A 20,818-nucleotide genomic window follows, 5' to 3' on the forward strand; every position below is an offset into this window, starting at 1 on the left:
CCGAGGGGCTGGATCAGCGCGGAAGAGCTTGCATCACGCAGGCCGAGAGAAGGTCCTTCGGTCGCGCGCAGGGGGTTGAGCAGCTTCAGATTCCGCGTGGCGCTCCCTCAGGATGACTGGCTTTGAGTGCGGGATGAAACGACCGACTCGGTCTGGGGCGCTGGAAGCAGAGAACCGGGCGAAAGCCATGTCAGTCATCCTGAGGGAGCCGCCGGGCAGTTCCCTGCCCTGCCTGGACCCATGGCGGCGACCGAAGGACCTTGCCGGCAGAGCCGAGGGGCTGGATCAGCGCGGAAGAGCTTGCATCACGCAGGCCGAGAGAAGGTCCTTCGGTCGCGCGCAGGCGGTTGAGCAGCTTCAGGTTTTACGCGGCGCTCCCTCAGGATGACTGGGGTTCTCACCCGGAGCTGGAAGCGGGATCGAAGACGGGACGGAGCCGATAGACGGAACACCAAGCAGCCAACATCCACCAGGAGATTGACCGATGCCTTCTCTGCGCACCCTGTTCCGCGGCTCCCGCCCCGCCCCCGCCTTCGACGCGAACGCCGACGACCCGGCCGCGGACGCCATGCTGGAGATCTCGTCGGCGCTGATGTTCGCGCTGGAAAAGCGCGGCGACGAGCAGGACCTGGCGGGGCACGCCGCGCGGGTGGCCAGGCTGGCGGACCGGCTCGCGGCCAATCACGGCGTCAGCGACGAACTGCGGACGGCGCTGCGGCAGGCCGCGCTGCTGCACGAGGTGGGGATGATGGGCGTGCCGCGCGAGCTGCTGCACAAGCCGCAGCCGCTTACGGCGGAGGAGCTGAAGCGGGTGCACGCGCAGGCGGAGTTCTCCGCGCAGGTCGCGGCGGCCACCTGCGGGCACCTGGCGGCCACCATCATCCGCCACCAGTACCACGACGAGCCGGCGCTGCGCCACGCGCTGGGCGAGGGATCGGACGCGTACCTGCTGACCCTCTTTCTGCGCGCCGCGGATGTGGCCGATGTTATCTCCCGCGCGGGGGTCCGGACGCCTCAGCCGGAAGACGGCGCCGGCCCGGACCTGCACCGGGTGCGTGAAGGCGACGCGCTGCGGATGGAAGGCGCCAGCGCCGAGGCGTTCGCGGCGGCGATGGCGGCGTAGGAGGCCGACGGACAGATCAACGCGAGGGGCCCGCCCCCTCCGGGCTCGTAAACCTCGCCCACCTCCCCCAAAAAACCCTGGGGGAGGTTGTTGTTTGTCCACGATCCAGGCTCGGCGACATCATCCCGAGGTCTGACCAACGAACATGGAGTACAGAGGAACCGAGCAAAGCCAGAGATACAGAGAACGAATCTTCCTCTGTATCTCTGGCTCTTGTCTGTTCCTCTGTACCCCCTCCTCTGTTTCAGGGATCGATATCACACAAAAGCAACGGAGCCAGCGGAGAATAAACTCCGTTGACTCCGTTAACTCCGTGTGAGGCATTCTTCTTTGGGGTGCCGCGCTACGGCTCCCCCCGAATGTCCACGCCGCCCAGCACCAGCCCCTGCACCGGAAGCCCCTCCGGCAGCATTTTCTCGATGGTGGAGACGCGGATAGGGTCAGCCTTTACGTCCACGTCCACAAAGCGCAGCGTGTCGCCCAGGATCATCCCGAAATCCCCCACCAGGTGCGTGCCGGGCGCCGTGACGTCAGCCTCGCGCGCCAGGAACATCAACCCGCCCGGGCGATGCTCGATGCGCAGCGAGATGGAGCCGCGCGCGTCCGCGGGAAAGCGCGGATACAGCCACTGCAGGTCGCGAAAAAGCACCGAGTCGCTGCGGAACGCCAGGTCGTACATCGGCGCCTGGTCCTCGGGGAACCACTCGGGAAAGTCCGCCGTGCGCACCACGCCCGACATCGACAGCGTGCTTGCCGGCAACCGCAGCACGGGCGCGTCCAGCTCCACGTGGCCGCGCAGCAGTGCGATCTGCCCCTGCACCTGGTTGAACTGCACCGGCTTGCGAAAGATCTGCGCGACGCCGCGCAGCGAGTCCACGTGGATGCGCGACCCCGTTTCCGACCCCGGCGCAAAACGCACGCGGCTGATGCGCCCGTTGAGCCGCGTAAAGTTCATCGTGCGGATGTACCCGCCGCGCACCGTATCCACCAGCGCCAGCGAGGTGTCGCTCAGCGCCTCGTCGATCGCCGCCCGCTGCGCACGGGGCGTAAGCGAGGTGTCGGGCGTCCACGGCGTCTGCACCCGCGCAATGCCGTTGAACACGCGGATGGTATCCAGGATCGTCGCGCGCTCGATCCGCGGGCGGTTGGGGTCGCGCGTGGTGGTGTCGGCAAAGATCGCCTGGTAGTTCCACAGCGAGTCGCCGGGAAGCTTGAAGACGTAGATCTCCGGCTCGTACAGCGTCGCCTTGCTGATGTGGATGCGCGGCGTGATGAGCGTGGTGAGGGTGTAGTTGAGGTACGCGCTGTCGGCCACCACGAACGCGCGTCCCTGGTTGTCCTGCAGCCGCAGGCCGTACACCTTGGCGCCCTCGAACAGGTTGCCGTCGATGCGCTCGACCAGCAGCTTGCCGCCGCGGATGTTGCCTCCCAGCGCGCTCAGGGTGCGCTGCAGCACGAACTCGTGCCCGCGCTCCGTGCGCGCGACCACGTTCAGCAGCAAGAGCAGCAGCGCGACGCCCAGCGCCACGCCGCCCAGCCCCCACGTCAGCATCCGCACCGCGCGCCGGGCCACCCTCAGCCCCCCCGCGGACGGATCGATCGGCCGTCAGACGTTCGCATCGCGGCGCTCCCTGCGGTCGTCCATGAAGATGCTCTCCACCCCGTGCCCCAGCCCCTCGTCGTCGTCCAGCACCGGCGGCCGGCCGCGGCGAAAGAACAGGTGGCGGCTGGTGGGCACAAAGTCGCCCGCGTCTTCGAAGTACATGTAGTGGGTGATGCGGATGACCCCGCCGCCCAGCCGCACCACGTTCAGCGAGTTCTTTTCCCGCTCGCGCGCCCGGCCCCGGCGCGAGGTGCTGGTGCCGCTCTGCGCGATGATGATGCCGTGCTCGCGGTCCGCGCCGGCGTACACGTCCAGCGAGTTGCCGATGTAGGCGCGGTGCAGGTGCCCGCCCAGGATCAGGTCCACCCGCATCTGCGTGAACGCGTCCAGCGCGCGCTTGGCCTTGGGCATCACGTCCGCGCCCTCCCAGTCCGGCGGCGGCGCAAAGTGGTGGTGCGAGACGATGATGCGGTGCGTCTCGTCCGGCACCCCCTCGAACGCCTCGCGGGCCATGTCGATCTGCCAGCGGCTGATGCGCCCGTTGGTGATGGCCTGCCGCGGCGCCGTGGAGTTCAGCGAGACGATGACCGCGCCCGGGATCTCCGTCACCCGGTCCAGCTTGTCGTCGATGTGCGTGCGGTAGTGGCGGTATGGGTCCAGCAGCCGCTCCAGCCCGCGGTACAGCGGCACGTCGTGGTTTCCCGGCGTCACGATCGTGGGCGCCTTCGGCAGCTGGTCCAGAAACGCCCGCGCCGCGGCGAACTGCTCCTCCGTGGCCCGCTGGGTAAAGTCGCCCGAGGCCACGATGCAGTCGGCGCTCAGCCGGTGCGCAAACTTCTGCAGCGCCTGGCCCACGCCTTCGTGGTACGGCGGGCCAAAGTGCAGGTCGGATACGTGAAGGATGGAGATCAAGCCGGCTTCGCCGCGTCGCGGTGGATGGTCATCAGTCGACGTCATGCCGCCCCATAGCCGCTACCCCCGTGCCACGGCGGCGGATTCGCGCGTCAGGCCGGGAAACGGCAGGTCCGCGCGGGCGTTCAGGTCCAGTCCTCCCACCTCGCCGCGCCGCCAGCGAAAGAGCGCCGCCCGCGCGATCATCGCCGCGTTGTCGGTGGAAAGCCGCGGCGACGGCGCGTACAATTCGCCCCCGCGCCCCAGCTTTTCGCGGATCGAGTCCCGCAGCGCGCGGCTGTTGGCCACGCCGCCGCCCAGGACCACGCGGCGGCACCCCTTGTCACGCACCGCGCGCATCGTCTTCTGCGTCAGCACGTCCACCACGGCGGCCTGAAACGACGCGGCCACGTGCGGCACCTCGTCCGCCAGCACGCCCTCCGCCTCCAGCTTTCGGACGAGAAGCCGCAGCGCGTTCTTCAAGCCGCTGAACGACATGTCGTAGTACTCCGGATCGCCCAGCCGCTCGCCGCGGTTCAGCAGCGGACGCGGCAGCGGGTGGCGCTTGGGATCGCCGGACGCCGCCGCGCGCTGGATCGCGGGGCCGCCGGGATACTCCAGCCCCAGAATCTTCGCCGCCTTGTCGAACGCCTCGCCCGCGGCGTCATCCCGTGTGGCGCCCAGCAGACGGTAGTCGCCCCACGCCGGCACCCAGAGCAGCATCGTGTGCCCGCCGCTGACCAGCAGGCCCACGAACGGCGGCTCCGCACCGGGATCCTCCAGGTGCGTGGCAAACAGGTGCCCCTCCATGTGGTGCACGCCGATGACGGGCTTCCCCGCCCCCCACGCCGCCGCCTTTCCCCACGCCAGCCCCACGAGCAGCGCGCCGATCAGCCCCGGCCCCGCCGTCACCCCGACCAGGTCGATCTCGTCCAGCCGCACCCCCGCCTCGCGCAGCGCGCCGTCCACCACGTCGTCCACGGTGCGCAGGTGGGCGCGGCTCGCCAGCTCCGGGACCACGCCGCCGTACAGGCGATGGACGTCCTGGGTAAAGATGACGTGCCCCAGAAGCTCACGCTCACCCCGCAGCACCGCGGCCGACGTTTCGTCGCACGAGGTCTCGATCCCCAGCACCAGCGGCTCGCGCGTCATGGGCGAGTCACCGGCGCGGGCGCGCTGTCCGCCGGCGGCGCGGCGGTCCGCGGCTGCACGCGGATGCGGGCCGGATTCGCGCGGCCGCTGGCGCCGGGCGGCAGGCCGTCCAGCACCACCGGCGCGTCCACCCCCTGCGGCGGAAGCACGGCCGGCAGCGAGTCGCGCGGCACGTAAGCCCGCACGCCGCCGGGAAAGACGCGGCCGACCACCCGCTCCGCGCCGCTCACGCCCACCTGCACCAGGTCCGGCGTCGCCATCATCCCCTCCGGCACCGAGACGGCGACCCCGCCGATCGACCGCTCGCCGCGCACGTCCACCGGCCCGCTCACCCGCACGCGGGCGCGGGAAAAGCTGAGCCCCTCCATCCCCGCCGTGTCCAGCGCCACCTCCTGCGAAAAGGTGGAATCATCGGGGACGATGTCGAAGCTGCGGGTAGAGACGGAGTCCAGCGCCGCCAGCCGGTCCGCCGGCCCGGTGACGCGCACCTCCGCCGGCAGCACCTCCAGGTCGCGCACCAGCACGTAGCGTTGCGAAGAACGGGCGCCCAGACGCGCGCGGACGGGGATCACGCGGCTGGCCAGGCGCTGCACGTCCACGCGGACGACGGCGGGGCGGATGTCCTGCACGTTGACGGAAAGCCCGCTGGGGATGCGCAGCATGGAGGCGTCCAGCGCGAACGCCCGCCGGTTGCCGATGTCCGCCAGCGGCAGGACGATCGAGGGCCGGTCGATGGCCAGCTCCCACAGCTCGCGCCCCGGCCCGCTGAAGCGCACCCGCACCTCCGCCGGATCCGGCGCGCCGGCCAGCACGAACTCCGGGTCGCGGACCACGGGGTCGATGCGCACGGGGATCCACTGGCTGGTCACCTGCTCCGCGCTCACGGCGGCCCAGATGAGCACGGCCAGCCCCAGCGCGGCCAGCTTGAGCCGCCAGTTGAAGAGGAGCGCGTGAAGGGAGAGCCGCTGCTTCACCCGCTCAGCCCCCCAGCAGCCGGCGGATGAGCTCCGGGTGCGAGCCGGTATCCCACTCCGTGGCGCCGATCACCTTCTTCTGGATCACCCCGTTTCGGTCGATGATGAACGACTCCGGCACGCCGGTGGTGCGGTACACGCGCTGGATCTCGCCCGACGGATCGTGCCAGATGGTGAAGGTAAGCCCCAGCTGCCGCGCGAACTCCGCCACGTCGCCACCGGCCTGCCCGCCGGGCGCCACCGCCCCCGGCGCCGCGTCCACGCTCACCGCGACGATCTTGAGGCCCTTGGGCCCCAGCTCGCGGTGCAGGCGCTCCATGGACGGCATCTCGTCGCGGCAGGGGCCGCACCAGGTGGCCCAGACGTTCAGCAGCACCACCTGCCCGCGCAGGTCCTCGAGCCGCACCGGGCGACCCTGCAGGTCCGTCGCGGGAAACGAGGGGGCAGCCGTACCCACTTCCACGGGGAGAAAGCGGCCGCGCGCCATCCAGCCGGCGCCCAGCAGCAGCGCCAGCACCAGGACCACCCAACCTGCGAACCCCCACTGCCGCGACTTCGCCATCTCGAGATGCGTGGTGTGACTGATGGAATGCGTAGCCCGTTGCGCTTCGACGGGCTCCGAGGACCGCCCCCTCCGCTCGCCTGGGCTCGCACCTCCCCCCGAAAAAAACCTGGGGGAGGATGGGCTGCCGACGGATCGCGGCTCGGCGACCCGCATCGGACTGGCGCCCGACGGTGGGGGGGGGCGCCCCCCCCCCCCCCCCCCGCCCGCCCGACCCCCCGGGCGCCCGGGGCCGTTCCCCCCCCCCCCCGCCGGTGTGGGGGGGGGGGGGGGGGCCCCCGCCGCCCCGCCGGGGGGCGGCCCGCCGGGGGCTGAGCTGCGGCTCGTTGGGCGGCGGCGCTTCGGGGTCCGGCTCCGACGGCGGCGGCACGGGCTCGCCGTCTTCGCCCTCACCCTCCGCGGGCTCGGCCGGCTCCGCGTCCACGCCCACCGCGGTGGAATCCACCTCCGGCTCCGGCGGGTTGGGATCCGGCCCCGCGAGCACCACCCGCACCGACGAACCCTGCCCCAGGCTGTCCCCCGCCGCCGGCCCCTGCTCGATGATGGAGCCGACGGAGTCCACCGACGCGGGATCGTAGCGGATGCGGCCCAGCGACAGCCCCACCGCCTGCAGGCGGCTGCGCGCCTCCGCCGGGAACAGGCCCACGAGGTTGGGCACCAGCACCCTGGGCGGCCCGTTGCTCACCAGCAGCAGCACCATCCCGCCCACCGGCGCCGGCTTTCCCGCCGCCGGCAGCGTGCCGATGAGCGAGTTCTGCTCGCTGCGGTGCTGCATGCGCCGTACGGCCAGCTGAAAGCCGAATCGCCGCAGCAGCCCGATGGCGTCCGCCCGCGACAGGCCGCTGATGGACGGCACCTGGCGCATCTCCGGCCCACCGCTCAGCACGATGCGCACCGTGCTGCCGCGCGCCACCTCCTCGCCGGGAAGCGGCGTCTGCATCAGCACGCGGCCGCGGGGCATGCGCGGATTGGCGATCGGCTGGCCGCGCTGCACCTTCAGCCCGATGCGGCTCACCGCCCGCTCCGCCTGGCCACGCGACTGCCCCGTCAGGTCCGGCACCGTCACGATCGGCGAGCGGCCGAAGCCGGGAAAGAACAGCAGCGTGACGACCACGTACCCCGCGACGAAGCACCCGGCGCCCGCGATGAGCACCCACTTGAGCAGCCGCCGCTCGTCAAAGTAGCGGCGCACGCGCCCGGGAAGCTCGCGGTGCCAGCCGGGCCCCGGCCGGCGCACCATGCCGCGCGGCGGCACGCGCCTCACGGCGCCCTCCGCAGCCGCGCCGCGAACGCGCCGTCCACGCCCTGCCGCTGCGGCAGCACGCACAGGCGCCCCGCCTCGTCCAGCAGCGACGCGTCCACCGCCCCGGCGGCGGGCTCCATCGCCCACCCCGGCCGATCCGCCAGGAACCGCTCGATCCGCAACTCGTTCTCCTCCGGCTCCAGCGAACAGGTGGAATACACCAGCAGCCCTCCCGGCCGTACCAGCCCCGCCGCGGCCGCCAGCAGCTCGTCCTGCAGCCGCGCCAGCGACTGCAGGTCCTCCGGCGTTACGCGCCAGCGCCCGTCCGGGTGCCGGCGAAAGGTCCCCGTCCCCGTGCAGGGCGCGTCCAGCAGCACCGCGTCCACCTCGCGGAACGGGGGATGCCGCCCGTCCGCCACCACCGCGCCCACGCGGTCGCCCCAGCCCACGCGCACCGCGTTCTCCCGCACCCGGCGCATCCGCCGCGCGGAAAGGTCCGCCGCGGCCACGCGTCCCGCGCGCCCCGCCAGCCCCAGCGCCTTGCCCCCCGGCGCCGCGCACAGGTCGATCACGTCGGCCCCCTCCGGCACCGCCGCGTAGCGTACCACCAGCGCCGCCGCGGGATCCTGCACCACCGCGGGGACGGTGGCCAGCGCCTGCGCGGCGGTCGCTGGGGCCGGGATGCGCAGCGAGTCCGGCGCAAAGTCGACGGCTTCGGACGCGATCTCCGCCTCGCCCAGCCGCGCCCGAGCCTCGTGGACGGTGACGCCGACGGGGCGGATGTACAGCTCCGGCCGCAAGTTGTCCGCCTCCGTCAGCGCCCGCGCCGCCTCCGCTCCCCAGCGATCGATCCACCGCTCCACCAGCCAGCGTGGGTGCGATCCCCACGTTTCCAGGCTGGCGGCCGGATCGGCGCCGAAGTCCGGAAAGCGGAAGTTGGGCCGGCGCTGCATGTTCTGCAGGATGCCGTTCACCAGCCCCGCCGCGCGCGGCTGCCCGGCCATCCGCACCAGCTCCACCGACTGCGACACGGCCGCGTACGGCGGCACGCTCCCCATCTCCAGCAGCTGGTACGCGCCCAGGCGAAGCACGTCCAGCACGTCGGGATCCAGCGATTCGATGCCGTCGCGGGCAAAGCCGTTCAGCACGTGGTCGATGCGGCCGCGCAGGCGAAAGGTGCCGTACACCAGCTCCTGCGTCCACGCCCGCTCGCGCGGCTCCATCCCCTGCGTCGCGAGATCGAGCGCGCGGTCGCCCAGCTCGCCCTCGCGAAACCGGGCCATCGCCTCCAGCGCCGCCTGCCGCGCGACCGTCGGCTGCGCCATCCCGCTCAGTCCAGCATGCCGGCCGCGGGCGACGACGGCACCGCCCGCTCGCGCCGCGGCATGCGCCCGGCCAGGTACGCCAGCCGCCCCGCCTCCGTCGCCAGCGCCATTGCCCGCGACATGCGGATGGGGTCCCGCGCCTCCGCCAGGGCGGTGTTCATCAGGATGCCGTCCACCCCCTGCTCCATCGTCACCGCCGCGTCCGAAGCCGTGCCCACGCCCGCGTCCACGATCACGGGGACGGAGAGGCGCGACTTGATCGTGCGGATGTTGTACGGGTTGACGAGCCCCAGCCCGCTGCCGATCGGCGAGGCCAGCGGCATGACCGCCGCGCACCCGGCGTCCTCCAGCCGCAGCGCCGTGATCAGGTCGTCGTTGGTGTAGGCCAGCACGACAAAGCCGTCCGCCACCAGCTCCTTCGCGGCGCGCAGTGTGGCCTCCGCGTCGGGCAGCAGCGTTTCCTGGTCGCCGATCACCTCCAGCTTGACCCAATTCGTAAAGCCGGCGGCGCGGGCCAGGCGCGCGTAGCGGATGGCGTCCTCCGCCGTGTAGCACCCCGCCGTGTTGGGCAGCAGCAGGTACTCGTTGGGATCCAGATGATGAAGGACGCCCTCCTCCTTGGTCCGGTCCAGGTCCACGCGCCGCACGGCGACGGTGACGACCTCGGCGCCAGAGGCCTGGATGGCGCGCACCATCTCGTCGTTCGAGCGGTACTTGCCCGTCCCCACCATCAGCCGCGACCGCAGCGCGCGGTTCGCGATGACCAGCGGCGCATCCAGCGCGGCGGGGGCGACGGTCGATTCTTCCAACAGCGTAGACATCAACAACGAGTGCGAAAAGTTCGTAAGTACGAGAGTACGGAACGGCTTCACGCCCCAGGTCGCGCGCCGAACGAATCGCACGCGCTAACCCCCTCGGGGAGCGTTCGGCAGACGTGCCAGCAGCCGCCGGCGATGTTCGGCTCTCCTTCCGCCATGCAGCGGAGAATGCAGCGAGAGTCTTCCTTCTCCTCCCCCTCCTGCCGTCCGCAGCGCCGCCGGTATGCGTCAAACACGCACTGGTCCGCCTTGCTGAGCGTCACCGAGTCGGTCACCGCCACGCTGCAGTAGGCCGTATCGGGCGCGACCGCCGCCGTGGTCGACGACTCGGTCCGCGGACGCGAATCGCAGTTGCCGAGCGTGGCCATGAGGCCCGCGACCCACACCACCGCGATGCGACGCGTCATCCCCTGTCCCGCTCGAAGCCAGACGCCCCTTCAGCCCCCGCCGACAAAGTGGACGAGTTCCAGCTGGTCGCCGTCGACGACCGCCGTCTCGTCCAGTTGCTCGCGGCGAAGGATCTGGAGGTTGTGCTCCACCACCACCATGCGCGGGTGCAGGTCCAGGTGCGCCAGCAGCCCCGCGACGGTCAGCCCGCCCGGGATCTCGCGCGCGTCGCCGTTCACGCGGACCGTGATGGTGGCCGCAACCAGCGTATCGGACATCTATTCCTTCCAGTGCTTCAGATACTCTTCGACAGCCGCCGTCGGATCCCGCGCGTCCCACACACCGCGGATCGTCGCCACGCCCGCCGCGCCCGCGCCCCGCGCTTCCGCCGCCCGCTCCGGCGTCACCCCGCCGATCGCGACCGTGGGGATGCCTAGCGCCGCGATCTCGCGGATCAGCCCGATCCCCGCGCCGCTACGCTCCGGATGCGACGGCGTCTCCCAGATCGTCCCCGCCAGCACGTAGTCCGCGCCGCCGTCCATCGCCGCGCGCGCCTCATCCACCGAGTGCACGGAGACGCCGAGCAGCCGATCCGGGCCGATGATCCGCCGCGCATCCTCCGGCCTCAAGCCCCGTCCTCCCACCTGCGCGCCATCGGCCCCGGCGGCGAGCGCCACGTCCGCGCGATCGTTGACGATCAGCAGCGTACCCGCATCCGCCGTCATCCCCCGCAACGCCGACGCGAAACCGTACATCCGCCGCCCCGACGCCCGCGGCGCGCGAAGGTGCAACGCCACGTCCGCCGCGCCGGCATCCACGATCTTCCGCGCGACGTCGAGAAATCCCCCCCGCGCCACCACCTCGTCGTCCGTCACGACGTGCAGCGCCGGCATCGCCTGCCCTCTCACGAAACCGACCATGCGAACAGCGGGCTGCCGTACAGTCCGCGAAGGCGGACTTCGCGATTTTCCAGCGGCGAATTCATTCGCTCCGGGAGGCCGCCACGCGTCTCACGATCCACGCGCCCCGCGACTCGCCGCGATGCGCCTCACCATCTACGTGCACCCAATCCGCCGCCTCGCGCCACACCGTCCAATCCGCGCAGGCGGATTTCGTGTGGTTGTTGCCGCGAATTCATTCGCCCTTGTGGCCCTTGTGGCCCTTGTGGCCCTTGCAGCCCTTGCAGCCCTTCGCGGTGAACCCGGCCCGTCACGCCTCGCCGCCGAACCGCTCGCCGACGGCCACACCCCGTCCGCGCACCCAGTCGCCGGCGGGCATGCGGCGCTTGCCGGGCGGCTGCACCTCGCGCACGCGCACCGCGCCCATTCCGCAGGCGATCAGCACCCCCGCGTCACCCGTCTCGATCACCTCGCCGGGAAAGCCGCCGGTCTCGTTGACGACCTGCGGGCGGTAGAGCTTGACGGGGCCGCGCATGCCCAGCGGGCTCCACGCGCCGGGCACGTCGTCCATGCCGCGGATCCACAGCGCCACCTCGTCCGCCGGCTTGCCCCAGTCCACGCGCGCCGTCTCGCGGTCCACCTTGGGCGCGTAGGTGGCCAGCGCGTGGTCCTGCGGCTGCTCGACGATGCCGCCGTTCTCCAGCAGCGCCAGCACCTCCACCAGCGCTTCGGCGCCGATCTCCGCCAGCCGCGCCCCCAGCTCGCCGGCCGACTCCTCGGGTTCGATCGGCTCTTCCACGCGCATCAGCATGGGCCCGCTGTCCAGCCCCGCCTCCATGCGCATGATGGTCACGCCGCTGGTGGCGTGCCCGCGCACGATGGCCCACTGGATCGGCGCCGCGCCGCGCAGCTCCGGCAGCAGGCTGGCGTGGATGTTCACCGAGCCCAGCCGCGGCACCGCCAGCACCTCGGGCTTCAGGATCTGCCCGTACGCCACGACGACGGAGATGTCGGCGTCCAGCGCGCGGATCTGCGCCAGGAACTCGTCGCCGCGCGCCTTTTCGGGCTGCAGGATGGGGATTCCCGTCTCCAGCGCCTCCTGCTTGACGGGCGACATGGCGACCTCGCGGCCGCGCCCCGCCGGCCGGTCCGGCTGCGTGACCACGCCCACGACCACGTGCCCCTCTTCCGACAGCGAGCGGAGGGCGGGAAGCGCGAACGCCGGGGTGCCCCAGAACAGGACCTTCACGCGTGCCTCACTTTTCGGCCAGCTTGCGATACTTCGCGAGCACCATCTTGCGCTTGATGGGCGAGATGCGGTCGGTGAACAGCACCCCGTCCAGGTGGTCGATCTCGTGCTGAAGGCAGCGGGCCAGCATCCCCTGCGCCTCGATGCGCACCGGCTGCCCCTTGGCGTCCGTGGCCTCTACCACGCAGGTGTACGGCCGCTCCACCGACGCGGTGACCCCGGGAATGCTCAGGCACCCCTCCTCCACGCGGTCCTTGCCGCCCCCGGACTCCACGACGACGGGGTTCAGCAGCGCCATGGGCGTGGCCTCGTCCTCCTTGACGTCCAGCACGATCAGCCGCTCGGACCGGCCGATCTGCGGCGCCGCCAGGCCGATGCCGTGCGCGTCGTACATGGTCTCGAACATGTCGGCCACCAGGCGGTCCAGCTCCGGCCCGGGCGTGGGGACCGCCTCGGCCTTCTGGCGCAGGATGTCCGCGCCCAGCATTACGATGGGAAGCCGCGCCATCGTCAGGCCTTGTTCGCCGTCGCCGTGGGGACGACGCGCCGCGAGATCTTGCTGCGCTCCACCACCACCGTCGACGTGCCCGTGCGCACCTCCATCTGGTCCTCGCGAATCCCGCTGACCACACCGATCAGCCCGCCGGCCGTGACCACCTGGTCGCCCTTCTGCAGCGACTGCACCATCTCCAGGTGCGCCTTGGCCTGCCGCCGCTGGGGGACGATGATCATCACCCAGAAGAGGAAGAAGAGTACGATCAGCGGCAAAAAGCCCATGAAGCCGCCGCCCTGGGGCCGCGCCTGCTGCCCCTGCGCCTGGATGAGCGTCAGTAGAAGGATGTCCATCGTTCCCGGTCCGTAGTGGTGGTGTCTCGCCCCTGCCCCGTCTCCCCCGAAGCGCGCGAAATCCCCTTTGCGCGCCCGTCTTCATCCCGCTATTCCCTATTCCCTATTCCCTATTCCCTGCCGTCCCGCGCTGCCTTACCCGCGTGAAACCGCTCCAGCCACGCCCGGCTCCACGACGTAAAGTCCCCCGCCAGGATGTGCTCGCGCGCCGCGTTGGCCAGCCCAACCAGAAAATGCAGGTTGTGGATGGAGAGCAGCCGCATCGACAGCCCCTCCCCCGCCACGAACAGGTGCCGCAGGTACGCCCGGGTGTAGGTGCGGCAGGTGTAGCAACCGCAGTCCGGGTCCAGCGGGCCGGGATCGGTAAAGAAGCGGCGCTGCTTGATGTTCACCTGCCCCTCGCCCGCAATCCACACCGCGCCGTTGCGCCCGTTGCGGGTGGGCGCCACGCAGTCGAACATGTCGATGCCGCGCCCGATGGCCTCCAGCAGGTCGTCCGGGTAGCCCACGCCCATCAGGTAGCGCGGCAGCCGCTCCGGAAGCTCCGGCTGCAGCGCCTCGATCATCGCGTACATCGTGGGCTTCGGCTCGCCCACCGACAGTCCGCCGATGGCGATGCCGTGCCAGTCGCCGGCCTGCAGCGTGGCCCGCGCGCTCTCCTTCCGCAGGTCGGGATACACGCCGCCCTGGACGATGGGGAACAGCGTCTGCAGCGGCCCGTCCGGGTCCTCATCCGGCAACTCCACGAAGCGCTTGCGGCACCGCTCCAACCAGCGCAGTGTGCGCTGGTACGCCTCCGTGGCCAGCTCGCGGCTGCTCTGTCCCGGCGGGCACTGGTCAAAGGCCATGATGATGTCGGCCCCCAGCGCCCGCTCGATCCCCATCACCCGCTCCGGGGTGAACAGGTGGCGGCTGCCGTCGATGTGGCTCTGAAAGGTAACGCCCTCCTCCTCGATCACGTTGATGTCGGAGAGGGAGAACACCTGGAACCCGCCCGAGTCCGTAAGGATGGGGCGGTGCCAGTTCTGGAACCGGTGCAGCCCGCCCATCTGCCGCACGGCCTCGTGCCCCGGGCGCAGGTACAGGTGGTAGGTGTTGCCCAGGATGATCTGCGCTCCCAGGCCGTCCACCTCTTCGGGCGTCAGCGTTTTGACCGTGGCCTGCGTGCCCACGGGCATGAACACCGGCGTCTGCACCTCGCCGTGCGGCAGCGTAAGCCGCCCGGCGCGCGCGGCGCCCTCCGTTCCCTGAATGTCGAACTCGAACAGCGGTCCCCCCTCCGCGTGCATCCGCGCGCGGCGCCTGCAAATGCGCCTGCCCGCAACCGTATCTGGCGAGCGGGTAGTTTGGCGACGGAGGGGGCGCGGGGCAAGGCGGCGGCCTCAATCTCCCGCACGCGAAACCGGCCTGCCGGACACACAGGTCCGGCGGGCCGGGGAGCGACGATGCGAATCATCGTGGACGCAGAGCCCTGACCCAGCGCTCAGGGCCACCGCTCCGGCGGCGGCTGCGGAATTTCGCCGCCGCCGACCACCCAGCCAGTGATGGCTCCCAGCCCTCCCGCTAGAAACCAGACCGCAACTCTTCCCGCGCCGCAGTCAGTGCCACACTCCCGGTCCGACCACCAATCGCCCACGAACAACCCGGCAATCCCGCCGAATATCCCGAAGAGCAGCGGCACCATCTGCGATTCATGATCGAACGCCGCGTACTCGCCGCGACCGGCGGCCGGGGGCACAAGTACGGCGGGCAGAGGCATTAGCCGCGCCTCGGCCACCACCGAGTCTGCCGACGGCTCGTAAGCCAGGTTTTCCTGCGCGGCAAGGCTTTCGCTCGCCGCAAACAAGGCGACAAGGGCACCCATGATCAGGCCGATGCGCATGCCTCCTCCTGCGTTCATCGGTAGATGTTCACTCGGGGCATCTGAAGCCGTAGAGGTCCCTTTGCCCAAAGACGTACGCGCGGTTGCCGACCACCACATAGTCGGTGTGCAGGTACTCGTTGACCTCACCCCCGTAGCCGTGCCCCAGCATCTTCCCCGTCTCCAGATCCAGCACGCTCAGGCCCAGGTGCTGGACCAGGAGCCGTTTTCCACACGGTGCTACCTTGTTCGCGCCGCTTGCCACCCGCGTCCTCCAGATCTCCCGTCCGGTCCCGAGGTCGACCGCGCGCGCATACAGGTCGTGCGAGGCGAAGTACGCGCGGTTTTCCCGCACTTCAGGCGCTTCGTCCATGCCGGCGAAGGGGAACTCCCCACGAGCCCGCCACGCCTCCTGACCGGTAAGGCGGTCGAGGGCAACGTACTCGTTTGCCCAGTTGGCGGAGAGCAGCAGCAGCCGGCCGGAAACGCGGCCCGCGGACTGATAGATGTCCAGCCCGGAGCCGTCACCGTTGCGGTGTACCCAGTGCACCGCGCCGGTCCGCCGGTTCAGCGCAAACACGTCACCCGTACCCAGGTACCCGTTGACCCCGGTGTTGTGCTCCACGGCGGCGTACACCGTGTCGCCGCTGACGGTCATCCCCCGGACCACGCCGCCGAGCGGCCAGTCCGGCCCAAGGTCCCGCGTCCAGAGCAGCGCTCCATCCGTGGCGCGAAATGCATACACCCGGTGCTCGCGCGTTCCCACATAGTACGCGTCGGCATCGCCATCGCTCTCGCCCAGCCCCGCGGGTGAGTCCAGTCCCTGGCGCCACAGTTCGCGGCCCGTGGCGGCGTCCAGCGCCACGGCTGAGTCACCGGCCCAGAACAGCCGTCCGTCCCGCGCCACCATGGAAGATGGGCCGCCAGGAGGACGCGTGTAACTCCACAGCTTGGCCCCGGTGTTCAGGTCGAACGCTTCGACGCGCCGGTCTACGTCGGCGTAGAGGCGCATACCGTCGGATACGGGGACGAACGCATTATCCGCGCGGCTCACGGCGACCCTGAACATCAGGTCTACGCCGCCGATGCCGTGCATCTCGCCTCCGCCGCCCAGCGGCTCATCGCACGCGGTCAGGAGAATGGCCGTCATGAAGATGGCGAATCCAGAGGCGCCTCGACGCCCTTCATGGTGGGACACTCGCATACTTCCCCCTATCGGCGTGGCAGCCCCGCGTGGTCCAGCGCCGGCCGCAACTGGATCAGGACCGCAGCACTAGCCGTTTCTCCGGTATGCGACTCGAAGCCGTTGACCTGGAGTCGCAGGATCGGCCAAGCGCCGGGTACGTACGTGGGGTAATGCTGCGACGCCAGCTGAACGAAACCGTCGGTGCCGCCCACGCGGCCGGTGGTCCAGTCGTCCCAGAGGCGGTCAAAGGTGTCCAGCGTCCAGATGACGGACCCGGCGATGAAATCCAGCGCGTCTGCGACGAAGAACCAGTAGCTGCTCTGCCACCAGCGCGACGCGTAGCCTCCCGAATTGTAGCACGGCTCCCAGTACGCCGCGTAGCCGGACTGGTAGCATCCCCAGCCGTATCCGTAATCCGTCGCCTGCCAGCGCAGCGCCATCGCCATGTAGCGCAGCACGCGCGCCGCGTCATACAGGCGTTGCGCGTCGCGGGCGTAGCTGCGTCCCGTGAGCGGCTGGCCCGTCAACAGCCGGGAGCGATCGGTTCGAAGGTCCCCGATCAGCCGGAAGATGGCCCAGCGGGGAGGGATGTTCATGGCGATGCTGGCGCGGCGGAACGTCTCGTACTGGGGCTCCGAACGGCCGTTGACCCGCTGGATGAGCGCCGAGCCCGGCTGGTCGTCCCCGGCTGCCGGGATTGCCGCGCCGATCGCGTGCGTCAGCAGCCCGGCGGCGACCGCCGTTCCCACCTCCGAGGCCAGCACGCAGACGTTGCCGAAGCAGTGCCTGCCGGCCACGTCGTTCAGCGCGCCAGCGATGGCGTACGCCGGCCTGCTGGCGATCAGCGCGCCTTCATGCGGCGTGCCGATGGTGACCACGCCGGAGACCAGGTCCGGCCGCCGCTGCCCCAGCCTGCGAGCCACTAGGCCGCCCTGGCTGTGCGCCACCACCACGTTCCCGGGAACGCCCGCCGTCACAAGTCGGCTGGCGAGCTCATCTACCTGCGACTCGATGGGCGCATCCGAGTTCAAGCTGTACGTCTGCTCCAGCCCCACGCGGTGCGTTTCGGGCACCCGCTCGCGCATCGCCGACCAGGTCCTGGCATCGGAGCAGAACCCGTGCTGGTACACCACCCCGACACCGCCGGAGGAAACGGTTCGCGTGGAGTTGGCTTCCGCCCCGGCGCACAGGTTCAGGCCGTCTCCGCTCGCGGTCGTCACCTCGCCATCCTGCGGCCCGACCCCGGCATTGGCGGTGCGGGCGGCTTCATGGCCACGCTTCCCAGGCGGCGACGACGCCGCGAATGCCTTTTCGCGCGCCGCGTCCCGGCCATGGTTGATGTGCGCCGCCACGTAGCGGTACGCGGTGTGGGTCCTCACCGTGGAGTTGCCGTGTGTCCCGGAAACGCTCGCGGCCTGCTCCACGGACTCCAGCACCCAGTGCGGCGCGGCGCTCGCGGCGGGATTGGCGGCCGCTCCCGCGGCGGAGGTGGGAACGCCGCGGCGCCGGTACGTACGCGTGGTGCGGATCTCCGCTCCGCGCCCGCCGGCGGCCAGCGGCCCCACCGCGCCGCCGGAGGTGGTCGTAACCTCCAGCACGTCTTCGCGAGGGTTCCGCGCCATCGTCCGCTCCGGATCCGCACCCATGATCACGGGCATTCCCAGATCCCGGCCACCGCTCGCGCGGCGGCCGAGAGGGCTGTACAGGGTGCCGTACGGGCTGCCGATTGCCAGGTTACCGCCCGGGAGCCCCGTACCTTCCAGGAAGTCGTTGAAGTCGTACGCCTCGACCACGCCGCCCCACTCGTTGTAGATCGTAACGTCGTTCCCGACGCTGCGCACCACGGGCGGTGGCGGCGGCAGACGCGGATCCGCCGTTCCGTCGCTGTACACGTTGAAGCGCAGCGCGCCGTCCGCGCCGTAGCCGGCTTCCAGGTAGGCGGATTCTTCCGAGGGGTACGCAACGGTGGCGGCCGCCATCCCCTCTCCGGCGCCAGCCTCCTCCACGCTGCGAGTAGTCGTGACGTTGAAGGCGAAGTAGGTGTCGCGGGCGTCTATACCGTCGTCGCGCAGGCCTCCCTGTGCCGCGAGCGCCAGCGCCGGCCGCGGATCCGTGATACGCGTCGCCGCGGGTCCGGCGTCGTCATGGCACGCGGCGAGCAGAACGAACCCAAGGGCTGCAAAAGAGCTTTGACGGGCGGAAATGAATGGCGGCATGTCTCATCGGCTGTTGGAGTTCCATAAAACCGCGGATGAATCAGCGCATAGTGTCCTGCTCCTTCGATCGATCTCCGGGCGTGGGTGGTATCTGGATGTGAGGTGTAGATGATTACGTCCGATTTTGTCGCGATGTCAAGAACTTTGAATCGCCGTGCAGCTCGTCTGCGTCTCAGGGATCCCCCAAATCATCGAACGGCAAGGCGCCGAAGGCGCTCGTGTACGCGCCGTAAACCTTGATGCGGATTCGACTTCCGATTTCACACCAGCAGCATGGCGTCGCCGTAGCTGTAGAAGCGGTAGCCGCGGTCGATGGCTTCAGCGTACGCGCGCATCACCAGGTCGTAGCCGCCGAGCGCGGAAACCAGCATCAGCAGGGTGCTGCGGGGGAGGTGGAAGTTCGTGACCAGGTGGTCCACCGCCTTGAAGCGGTACGGTGGGCGGATGAAGATGTCCGTCCACCCCTCGCGGGCGTGCACGACGCCGTCCTCCGTGGCCACGGACTCCAGCGTCCGCGTCACCGTCGTCCCCACGGACCAGATGGCGCCGCCGGCGGCGCGGACCGCGTTCAGCGCCTCCGCAGCTTCAGGGGGAACGCTGTACCACTCGGAGTGCATGCGGTGCTCGGCGGGGTCCTCCGTCTCCACCGGGCGAAAGGTGCCCACACCCACGTGCAGCACCAGCCGGACGATGCGCACGCCGCGCGCCTCCAGCGCCTCCAGCATCCCCGGGGTAAAGTGCAGCCCCGCCGTGGGCGCGGCGACGGAGCCGCGGGCGCGGGCGTACACCGTCTGGTAGCGCTCGCGGTCCGCCTCCGTGGCGCCGCGCTCCACGTACGGCGGCAGCGGCACCTCGCCGTAGCGGTCCAGCGCCTCCGTCAATCCCAGCGGCGTCACCAGGCGGACGATGCGCTCGCCGCCGGGCGTGGACTCCACGATCTGCACCGACAGCTCCGGCCCGATCTCCACCGTGCGCCCCGGCTTCAGCTTGCCGCCGGGGCGGACCAGTGCCGTCCACACCTTCTCCTCGCCCTGGTGCGGGTGCAGGAGAAGGATCTCCGCCGCCGCGCCCGTCGCCTTGCGGCCCAGCAGCCGCGCGGGAAAGACGCGCGTTTCGTTCAGCACCAGCGCGTCGCCGGCGGGAACGTAGTCCAGCAGGTCGGCGAAGGTGCGGTGGTGCAGCGCGCCCGACGCGCGGTCCACGACGAGAAGGCGGGACGCGTCGCGGCGCTCCGCGGGAGCCTGGGCGACCTGCTCCGGCGGAAGGTGAAAGTCGAAGTCCGACGTACGAAAGGCGCGCTCGCTCACGCGTCGAACAGCCCGGGCTGCGCGGTTTGCGGCGGGCCGCTCAGGCTGCCCAGCCCGCTCTGCTGGTCCACCGGCGGCGCGTAGCCAAAGCGGCGGTACGCCAGCGCCGTGGCCACGCGGCCGCGCGGCGTACGCATCAGAAAGCCGTTCTGGATCAGAAAGGGCTCGTACACCTCCTCCAGCGTCCCCGCGTCCTCGCCCAGCGCCACCGCCAGCGTGTTGAGCCCCACCGGCCCGCCGCCAAACTGCTCGATCAGCGAACGCAGCACGCGCGTATCCATGTCGTCCAGGCCAAACTCGTCCACGTCCAGCATCTGCAGCGCCAGGTCCGCCACGCGCCGGTCGATGTGGCCGTCCGCGCGCACCTGTGCGTAGTCGCGCACGCGGCGCATCAGGCGGTTGGCCACGCGCGGCGTGCCGCGGGAGCGGCGCGCGATCTCCATCGCCCCCTCCTTGTCGCACCCCACGCCCAGGATCTCCGCCGTCCGCTCGACCACGAAGGCCAGGTGCTCCACCGGATAGTAGTGCAGCCGCTGCACGATGCCGAAGCGCGCCCGCATCGGCGGCGTCAGCAGGCCGTAGCGCGTGGTGGCGCCGATCAGCGTGAACTTTTCGATCGGCATGCTGATCATCTGCGCGTGAGGGCCGTCGCTCAGCCGCACGTCGATCCGCCAGTCCTCCATCGCGGGATACAGGAACTCCTCGATGATCGGGCGCAGGCGGTGGATCTCGTCGATGAACAGGATGTCGCCCTCGCGCAGCGTGGTGAGCTCGCGCACCAGGTCCGCCGGCTTTTCCAGCACCGGCGCCGCGGTGACCTTGATGTTGACGCCCAGCTCGCGCGCCATCAGCAGCGCGAGGGTCGTCTTGCCCAGCCCCGGCGGGCCGTAGAACAGCGTATGGTCCAGCGGCTCCTTGCGGTTGACTGCGGCCGCGATGGCGATGGCCAGCGATTCCTTGACCTTGTCCTGTCCGATGAACTCCGCAAGCCGCTGCGGTCGCAGCGAAAGCTCGGCGACGTCCTCGTCGCCCAGCACGTCGGGGGTGGTGATCTCGGATCGGGGCTGCTGTTGGGACATCGGTGGATGGTCGCAGGTGCCTGCAGGGCGCGTGGCCGCGCCCACAAGGTACGGGTTTTGTTCGTTTGATGCTACACCAGCCCGCGCACGGGGATCG

At 70.7% G+C, this 20,818-nt stretch carries 21 protein-coding genes and 2 pseudogenes; 2 read left to right on the plus strand and 21 right to left on the minus strand.

What is annotated here, in order from left to right:
• Nucleotides 1-484 precede the first annotated feature (484 nt).
• Complete coding sequence (locus ACOJUJ_RS25620; RefSeq protein WP_420129771.1) at nucleotides 485-1,123, plus strand: HD-GYP domain-containing protein; 639 nt, start codon at nucleotides 485-487, stop codon at nucleotides 1,121-1,123.
• A gap of 343 nt (nucleotides 1,124-1,466) precedes the next feature.
• On the opposite strand, the gene ACOJUJ_RS25625 is transcribed toward ACOJUJ_RS25620, so the two are convergent.
• The 6 genes and pseudogenes from ACOJUJ_RS25625 to ACOJUJ_RS25650 form a co-directional block, all read right to left on the minus strand.
• The gene (locus ACOJUJ_RS25625) at nucleotides 1,467-2,696 is read right to left on the minus strand and encodes a hypothetical protein (protein WP_420129772.1); all 1,230 of its coding nucleotides are present in this window, start codon (nucleotides 2,694-2,696) and stop codon (nucleotides 1,467-1,469) included.
• Nucleotides 2,697-2,729: 33 nt separating this feature from the next.
• Complete coding sequence (locus tag ACOJUJ_RS25630; protein WP_420129773.1) at nucleotides 2,730-3,638, minus strand: metallophosphoesterase family protein; 909 nt, start codon at nucleotides 3,636-3,638, stop codon at nucleotides 2,730-2,732.
• Nucleotides 3,639-3,698: 60 nt separating this feature from the next.
• On the minus strand, nucleotides 3,699-4,769 hold the full coding sequence (gene tsaD, locus ACOJUJ_RS25635) for a tRNA (adenosine(37)-N6)-threonylcarbamoyltransferase complex transferase subunit TsaD (RefSeq protein ID WP_420129774.1): 1,071 nt from the start codon (nucleotides 4,767-4,769) through the stop codon (nucleotides 3,699-3,701).
• A complete protein-coding gene (locus ACOJUJ_RS25640) occupies nucleotides 4,766-5,743 on the minus strand; it encodes a YbbR-like domain-containing protein (protein ID WP_420129775.1) in 978 nt (325 codons plus the stop codon). Before ACOJUJ_RS25640 ends, tsaD begins: the two co-directional genes overlap by 4 nt.
• Before the next feature lie 4 nt (nucleotides 5,744-5,747).
• Complete coding sequence (locus ACOJUJ_RS25645) at nucleotides 5,748-6,305, minus strand: TlpA disulfide reductase family protein (protein ID WP_420129776.1); 558 nt, start codon at nucleotides 6,303-6,305, stop codon at nucleotides 5,748-5,750.
• Nucleotides 6,306-6,840: 535 nt separating this feature from the next.
• Nucleotides 6,841-6,909 (minus strand): annotated as a pseudogene (locus ACOJUJ_RS25650) (hypothetical protein); the annotation flags it as partial.
• Between ACOJUJ_RS25650 and ACOJUJ_RS25655 the strand changes: the two are divergent.
• Nucleotides 6,887-7,099, plus strand: coding sequence for a hypothetical protein (locus ACOJUJ_RS25655; protein WP_420129777.1), 213 nt, complete (start codon nucleotides 6,887-6,889; stop codon nucleotides 7,097-7,099). The pseudogene ACOJUJ_RS25650 and the gene ACOJUJ_RS25655 sit on opposite strands and share 23 nt — an antisense overlap.
• Before the next feature lie 143 nt (nucleotides 7,100-7,242).
• Here ACOJUJ_RS25655 and ACOJUJ_RS25660 read toward each other — a convergent pair.
• From ACOJUJ_RS25660 to ruvB, 15 genes and pseudogenes are all read right to left on the minus strand, one after another.
• Nucleotides 7,243-7,545, minus strand: a pseudogene (locus ACOJUJ_RS25660) (hypothetical protein); the annotation flags it as partial.
• A gap of 20 nt (nucleotides 7,546-7,565) precedes the next feature.
• A complete protein-coding gene (gene rsmB / locus ACOJUJ_RS25665) occupies nucleotides 7,566-8,873 on the minus strand; it encodes a 16S rRNA (cytosine(967)-C(5))-methyltransferase RsmB (protein ID WP_420129778.1) in 1,308 nt (435 codons plus the stop codon).
• Nucleotides 8,874-8,878: 5 nt separating this feature from the next.
• Nucleotides 8,879-9,694 carry a thiazole synthase gene (locus tag ACOJUJ_RS25670; RefSeq protein ID WP_420129779.1) on the minus strand — a complete coding sequence of 272 codons (816 nt, stop codon included), beginning with the start codon at nucleotides 9,692-9,694 and terminating at the stop codon, nucleotides 8,879-8,881.
• 47 nt (nucleotides 9,695-9,741) lie between these two features.
• Nucleotides 9,742-10,098: a hypothetical protein gene (locus ACOJUJ_RS25675; protein WP_420129780.1), complete on the minus strand. Its 357-nt coding sequence runs from the start codon at nucleotides 10,096-10,098 to the stop codon at nucleotides 9,742-9,744.
• 30 nt (nucleotides 10,099-10,128) lie between these two features.
• Nucleotides 10,129-10,356 (minus strand): sulfur carrier protein ThiS, encoded by a 228-nt coding sequence (gene thiS / locus ACOJUJ_RS25680; protein ID WP_420129781.1) that lies wholly within the window; start codon nucleotides 10,354-10,356, stop codon nucleotides 10,129-10,131.
• Nucleotides 10,357-10,971 (minus strand): thiamine phosphate synthase, encoded by a 615-nt coding sequence (locus ACOJUJ_RS25685; RefSeq protein ID WP_420129782.1) that lies wholly within the window; start codon nucleotides 10,969-10,971, stop codon nucleotides 10,357-10,359. It lies immediately after the preceding gene.
• A gap of 316 nt (nucleotides 10,972-11,287) precedes the next feature.
• On the minus strand, nucleotides 11,288-12,226 hold the full coding sequence (gene fmt / locus ACOJUJ_RS25690) for a methionyl-tRNA formyltransferase (RefSeq protein ID WP_420129783.1): 939 nt from the start codon (nucleotides 12,224-12,226) through the stop codon (nucleotides 11,288-11,290).
• 7 nt (nucleotides 12,227-12,233) lie between these two features.
• Nucleotides 12,234-12,734: a peptide deformylase gene (gene def, locus ACOJUJ_RS25695; protein WP_420129784.1), complete on the minus strand. Its 501-nt coding sequence runs from the start codon at nucleotides 12,732-12,734 to the stop codon at nucleotides 12,234-12,236.
• A 2-nt stretch (nucleotides 12,735-12,736) separates the two neighbouring features.
• Nucleotides 12,737-13,072: a preprotein translocase subunit YajC gene (gene yajC / locus ACOJUJ_RS25700; RefSeq protein ID WP_420129785.1), complete on the minus strand. Its 336-nt coding sequence runs from the start codon at nucleotides 13,070-13,072 to the stop codon at nucleotides 12,737-12,739.
• Nucleotides 13,073-13,182: 110 nt separating this feature from the next.
• A complete protein-coding gene (gene tgt / locus ACOJUJ_RS25705; protein WP_420129786.1) occupies nucleotides 13,183-14,361 on the minus strand; it encodes a tRNA guanosine(34) transglycosylase Tgt in 1,179 nt (392 codons plus the stop codon).
• 194 nt (nucleotides 14,362-14,555) lie between these two features.
• Nucleotides 14,556-14,954 carry a hypothetical protein gene (locus ACOJUJ_RS25710; protein WP_420129787.1) on the minus strand — a complete coding sequence of 133 codons (399 nt, stop codon included), beginning with the start codon at nucleotides 14,952-14,954 and terminating at the stop codon, nucleotides 14,556-14,558.
• Between the two features lie 28 nt (nucleotides 14,955-14,982).
• On the minus strand, nucleotides 14,983-16,083 hold the full coding sequence (locus ACOJUJ_RS25715) for a PQQ-binding-like beta-propeller repeat protein (RefSeq protein ID WP_420129788.1): 1,101 nt from the start codon (nucleotides 16,081-16,083) through the stop codon (nucleotides 14,983-14,985).
• Nucleotides 16,084-16,145: 62 nt separating this feature from the next.
• Complete coding sequence (locus ACOJUJ_RS25720) at nucleotides 16,146-18,098, minus strand: esterase/lipase family protein (RefSeq protein ID WP_420129789.1); 1,953 nt, start codon at nucleotides 18,096-18,098, stop codon at nucleotides 16,146-16,148.
• Between the two features lie 497 nt (nucleotides 18,099-18,595).
• The gene (queA, locus tag ACOJUJ_RS25725; protein WP_420129790.1) at nucleotides 18,596-19,642 is read right to left on the minus strand and encodes a tRNA preQ1(34) S-adenosylmethionine ribosyltransferase-isomerase QueA; all 1,047 of its coding nucleotides are present in this window, start codon (nucleotides 19,640-19,642) and stop codon (nucleotides 18,596-18,598) included.
• A complete protein-coding gene (gene ruvB / locus ACOJUJ_RS25730) occupies nucleotides 19,639-20,721 on the minus strand; it encodes a Holliday junction branch migration DNA helicase RuvB (RefSeq protein ID WP_420129791.1) in 1,083 nt (360 codons plus the stop codon). Before ruvB ends, queA begins: the two co-directional genes overlap by 4 nt.
• Between the last annotated feature and the right edge of the window lie 97 nt (nucleotides 20,722-20,818).

Origin of the sequence: Longimicrobium sp. (assembly GCF_048594345.1) — a bacterium.
Taxonomy (GTDB): domain Bacteria; phylum Gemmatimonadota; class Gemmatimonadetes; order Longimicrobiales; family Longimicrobiaceae; genus Longimicrobium.